This is a genomic window from Cytobacillus firmus, assembly GCF_023715565.1.
GTDB lineage: Bacteria > Bacillota > Bacilli > Bacillales > Cytobacillaceae > Cytobacillus > Cytobacillus firmus_C.
Genome location: NZ_JAMBOJ010000113.1, coordinates 1 through 4,742, shown reverse-complemented (window position 1 = coordinate 4,742; position 4,742 = coordinate 1). Strand labels below are relative to the sequence as shown.

At 41.7% G+C, this 4,742-nt stretch carries 4 protein-coding genes and 1 riboswitch; all 4 genes read left to right on the top strand.

Annotated features, from left to right (window positions below):
• Positions 1-227 precede the first annotated feature (227 nt).
• Positions 228-376, top strand: a riboswitch (cyclic di-AMP (ydaO/yuaA leader).
• Between the two features lie 78 nt (positions 377-454).
• The gene (locus M3205_RS24850; RefSeq protein ID WP_251172321.1) at positions 455-1,111 is read left to right on the top strand and encodes a potassium channel family protein; all 657 of its coding nucleotides are present in this window, start codon (positions 455-457) and stop codon (positions 1,109-1,111) included.
• Between the two features lie 597 nt (positions 1,112-1,708).
• A complete protein-coding gene (locus tag M3205_RS24845; protein WP_251172320.1) occupies positions 1,709-1,978 on the top strand; it encodes a DUF1450 domain-containing protein in 270 nt (89 codons plus the stop codon).
• A 120-nt stretch (positions 1,979-2,098) separates the two neighbouring features.
• The gene (locus M3205_RS24840) at positions 2,099-2,467 is read left to right on the top strand and encodes an ArsR/SmtB family transcription factor (RefSeq protein ID WP_251172319.1); all 369 of its coding nucleotides are present in this window, start codon (positions 2,099-2,101) and stop codon (positions 2,465-2,467) included.
• Positions 2,460-4,586 carry a heavy metal translocating P-type ATPase gene (locus tag M3205_RS24835; RefSeq protein ID WP_251172318.1) on the top strand — a complete coding sequence of 709 codons (2,127 nt, stop codon included), beginning with the start codon at positions 2,460-2,462 and terminating at the stop codon, positions 4,584-4,586. Before M3205_RS24840 ends, M3205_RS24835 begins: the two co-directional genes overlap by 8 nt.
• The last annotated feature ends 156 nt before the right edge of the window (positions 4,587-4,742 follow it).

Genomic DNA, 4,742 nt, shown 5'->3' with positions numbered 1-4,742 from the left:
AATAGGCTACCTTGAGTAAACACCGCACGAAGAAAATGCGAATGCATTTTCGAGGATCTCGCACCTTCCACTACAATCAACTCAGTAAATATAATATAAATAGCAACAAACTTTGCGAAAACAGCCTTTTCTTTTGTTCAGAAATTAATAACCCTTACTGAAAGCCTATGATAAAAAGATTGACAATAGATGAACGTGGGAGTAACTTATATTTATTAATTTCATAGTAAACCTTTTTGCTGAATCATTTGAAAGGGGAACCAATTTTGATAACCTTTGTTTATCTTGGGGTAAATCTTAGCATATTAAGGCTAAGAAGGGATACTCTCAATCCCTAATCCGACAGCTAACTCCGTAAGCCAAATCGAGAGAAGGGTTAATGGAAACCATTGGCCATTCTTTATTAAGAGTGGTTTTTTTGTGTTCATTTTTCAAATAGAAGGGAAATTCTTCAATGAAAAAACAGTATGCTGTATTTGGTTTAGGCCGCTTTGGCGGCAGTCTTGTAAAAGAATTTCATGAATTGGGCGTGCAAGTGCTTGCGATTGATGTGGATCAGGAAAAAGTGAATCAATATGCACAGTTTGTGACATATGCCGTTCAAATCAATGGCATTGATGAAGAGGCCATAAAACAGACGGGAATCAAAAATATCGATCATGCATTTGTGTCCTTTGGTGAAAACATCGAATCCAGCATATTGACATCATTGCTGTTAAAGGAATTGGGAATCCCAAAGGTTTGGGCGAAGGCGCATAATGAGTATCATGCCCGAGTACTCGAAAAAATTGGCGTTGATCGTGTGATTCATCCGGAACGGGATATGGCAAAGCGGATTGCTCACCATATTGTTTCAGAAAAGATGATTGATTATATTGAGCTTTCTGAAGATTACAGTATGGTAGAAATTGTGGCAACCGAAAAAATTGCCAACAAATCTTTAGCCGATTTGGATATACGGGAGAAGTATAGCTGTAATATTGTAGGAATTCAGCGCGGAAAAGAAATAATTGTTACTCCTCCAGCAGATGAAGTCATATTAAGTGGCGACGTCCTGCTTGTAATGGGTCACAATAAGGGTATTTTGAGATTTGAGAGACACGGTGTATAAGTGGTACAGATACACTATGCAAGTGCAAAAGCGATTGTGATCAGCCCTACTCTTACTGCAAACATCGTACATGCAAGCCAAATACAAATATGCAGAAGAGAAAATTATGATTGGTGAGTGCAGGAGAGAGTGTGACACTCTCTCCTGTTTTTTTGTAGGAATCGAAAAAAGCGGGCAGCAGGAAGAAAGTGGTCAACTCGATTTGCGTATGAGACTTTATTTGAAATTGTTGGAAAAGAAGCAATAGGGACGACAGAAGGTCAGCAGATTCGATATAATTATGATGTATCCAAAATAGGCGGGTTAGAGGAATCTCCTGCCTGCAAGAACAGGGGCAATTGGATATTTATCAGTTCATATCGGTCTTCCTGTAAAGAAGGGAAAAAACGGCCGGCAACCAAATGGATTAGGGAAAGCAATATTTTATAAGCGATATTAAAGAAGGCAGTTTTTCGCAAGATTTATGCTATTTGTATATTATTTTCTGAGTTGATAAGGTGGAATATGAGCATCCTCTCGCTGCAATCAACTGATAAGCGAAAAACAGCAATTTATATGAAAAGAACATTAAAGTAAACCAAAAGGAAGTTTGATCAGATGAAACTCATCAACAAACTATTCTCAAAGCAAAAAACGTCTTCAATTGAATTTTGCCAGCGGAATCTGGATGAATTTTTAAAAGAAGATAGTTTACCTGAATTTAATCAATTCCTGAGCCAAAAGAATATTATTTATAAAGAATACGAATGCCAGAGCAAATGCAAAGAATGCAGGCTGTCTCCCTATGCTGTAGTGGACGGAAAACTGATAGCAGCAGAGGGTACGGGTGAATTATTAATAAAACTGAAAGAAGAAGTAAAGAAATAAAAGGAATCGGCGCAATCCGGTTCCTTTTTTTATACAATATTCAAATAATAGTTTGAATAAGGGTGCAGACGAGGTATAATCTATTCAAATGAAAGTTTGAATAATGAGGAGAGAATAAAATTGGGCTCTAAAGATACGTGCGATATTTACTGCTTTGACGAAGAAAAAGTGAACCGCATTCAAGGGGAGCTGGTAAAGGAAGATCTTTCAGGTGCTGCCCAATTATTTAAGGCTCTTGCTGATGAGAACAGAGCAAAGATTTCATATGCACTAAGCCGGGATGAAGAGTTGTGTGTCTGTGATATTGCCAATATCATTGGCTCCACAGTGGCAACGGCATCCCATCATTTGCGGACATTGCATAAGCAGGGAATAGTTAAGTTCCGGAAAGAAGGGAAATTGGCTTTTTATTCATTGGATGATAATCATATCAGGCAATTAATGATGATTGCACTTGCCCACAGAAATGAGGTGAAAGCCAATGTCTGAACAGGCAGGAATTATGGAAAAAGAGACGGTAACCTACCGTGTTCAGGGCTTTTCCTGAGCAGGCTGTGCCAAGACGTTCGAGGAGAACGTGAAACGCCTGGATGGCGTTTTAGATGCGAATGTGAACTTTGGAGCGTCCAAGATAACTGTCACAGGGACAGCTTCAATGAAGGCAGTCGAAAAAGCTGGAGCCTTTGAAAATTTAAAGCTTCGTGCAGAGAATGAAAAAATGGTGGAGCGTGAACCATTCTGGAAGCAGAAATCTAACTATAAAGTGTATTTGGCAGCGCTTATACTTATTGTGAGCTGGTTTTTAAGCAAACAGTATGGAGAGGATCATCTATATCCGATCACAGGGTATACAGCAGCAATCATAATAGGCGGTTATACTTTATTCCTGAAAGGCTTCAAAAACCTTGCAAGATTGAATTTTGACATGAGCACTCTGATGACGATCGCCATTATTGGTGCAGCGATCATTGGCGAGTGGGGAGAAGGAGCGATGGTTGTCATCCTTTTCGCCATTAGTGAAACCCTTGAGCGCTTCTCGATGGAAAAGGCGAGACAATCCATTGAATCACTGATGGACATTGCCCCTAAAGAAGCATTGATCAAACGGGCCAATGAAGAAATGCGGATTCATGTGGATGATATTCAAATTGGTGACATCATGATTGTGAAGCCGGGAGAAAAATTGGCCATGGATGGCGTGGTCCTCAAAGGAACCTCTTCCCTGAACCAGGCAGCGATCACCGGAGAAAGCGTTCCAGCCGTTAAGACTTCAGGTGATGAAGTTTTTGCAGGAACACTAAATGAAGAGGGACTGCTTGAAATAAAAGTCACGAAGCATGCTGAAGATACCACCATCGCTAAAATTATCCATTTAGTGGAAGAAGCGCAGGCTGAAAAAGCGCCTTCCCAGCAGTTCGTTGATAAGTTTGCCAGGTATTATACGCCTGCTATCATTGTCTTAGCCTTTTTAATAGCGGTGGTTCCTCCGCTGCTTGGCGGGGAGTGGAGCCATTGGATCTACCAGGGGCTTGCAGCACTGGTTGTCGGCTGTCCGTGTGCGTTAATCGTGTCTACACCTGTAGCGGTCGTTACGGCCATCGGAAACGCGGCAAGAAACGGTGTTCTGATTAAAGGCGGCATCCATCTGGAGGAAACAGGGGCGCTCAAATCGATTGCCTTTGATAAAACAGGCACATTAACAAAAGGTGTTCCAGCCGTTACAGACATCATCACAATTAATGGTGATGAAAGACAGCTTCTCCAAATCACCGCTGCCTTAGAGAAAGGGTCACAGCATCCCCTTGCTTCTGCAATTATGAAAAAAGCAGAAGAAATAGGCGCTGATTTTACCGGGCTGGACATAGAGGATTTCACTTCTATAACCGGAAAGGGAGTAAAAGCCTCAGTGAATGGTGTACTCTATTATGCCGGAAGCCCCAACCTATTTGAAGAGCTTCATAGCGGCATGGAAAGTTCTATTCAAAAGCCAATAGCAGATCTGCAGACCCAGGGTAAAACCGTGATGATCCTGGGGACAGCAAGCGAAATACTTTTATTCATTGCTGTTGCAGACGAAATACGGGAGCATTCGAAAACAGTCATCAGCAAGCTAAATGATATGGGCATTAAAACGGTTATGCTGACAGGCGATAACCACAGAACGGCTTTGGAGATCGGAAAGCAGGCCGGAGTTTCCGAGATTAAAGCGGATTTGCTGCCGCAGGATAAACTGGCTGTTATTAAAGAACTTCGTGCCCGCCATCAAAGTGTGGCAATGGTCGGGGATGGCGTCAATGATGCCCCTGCTCTTGCTGCTGCGTCTGTTGGGGTAGCCATGGGCGGGGCCGGAACGGATACGGCACTCGAAACAGCGGATATTGCGCTCATGTCAGATGACTTGAGCAAATTGCCTTATACGATTAAACTCAGCCAAAAAGCGTTAAGGATCATTAAGCAGAATATTACGTTCTCACTTGGGATCAAGGCACTGGCTTTATTGCTGGTGGTTCCGGGCTGGCTGACCTTATGGATTGCCATTTTTGCGGACATGGGAGCAACCCTCCTGGTCACCTTAAATAGCCTGCGGCTGCTCAAAATAAAGAATTGAAATAAGAAATGAAAAAACTCAGAGTGATGCTTTGAACTATACCCCAGATACTGGACACTTATAAAAAAGTGCCCCTTTCTGGGGTTTTTTGTGTTTCAATAGATTTAATCAATAGGACGGAGGATTTTTCATGAGTAAGAATATTTATAATGAATT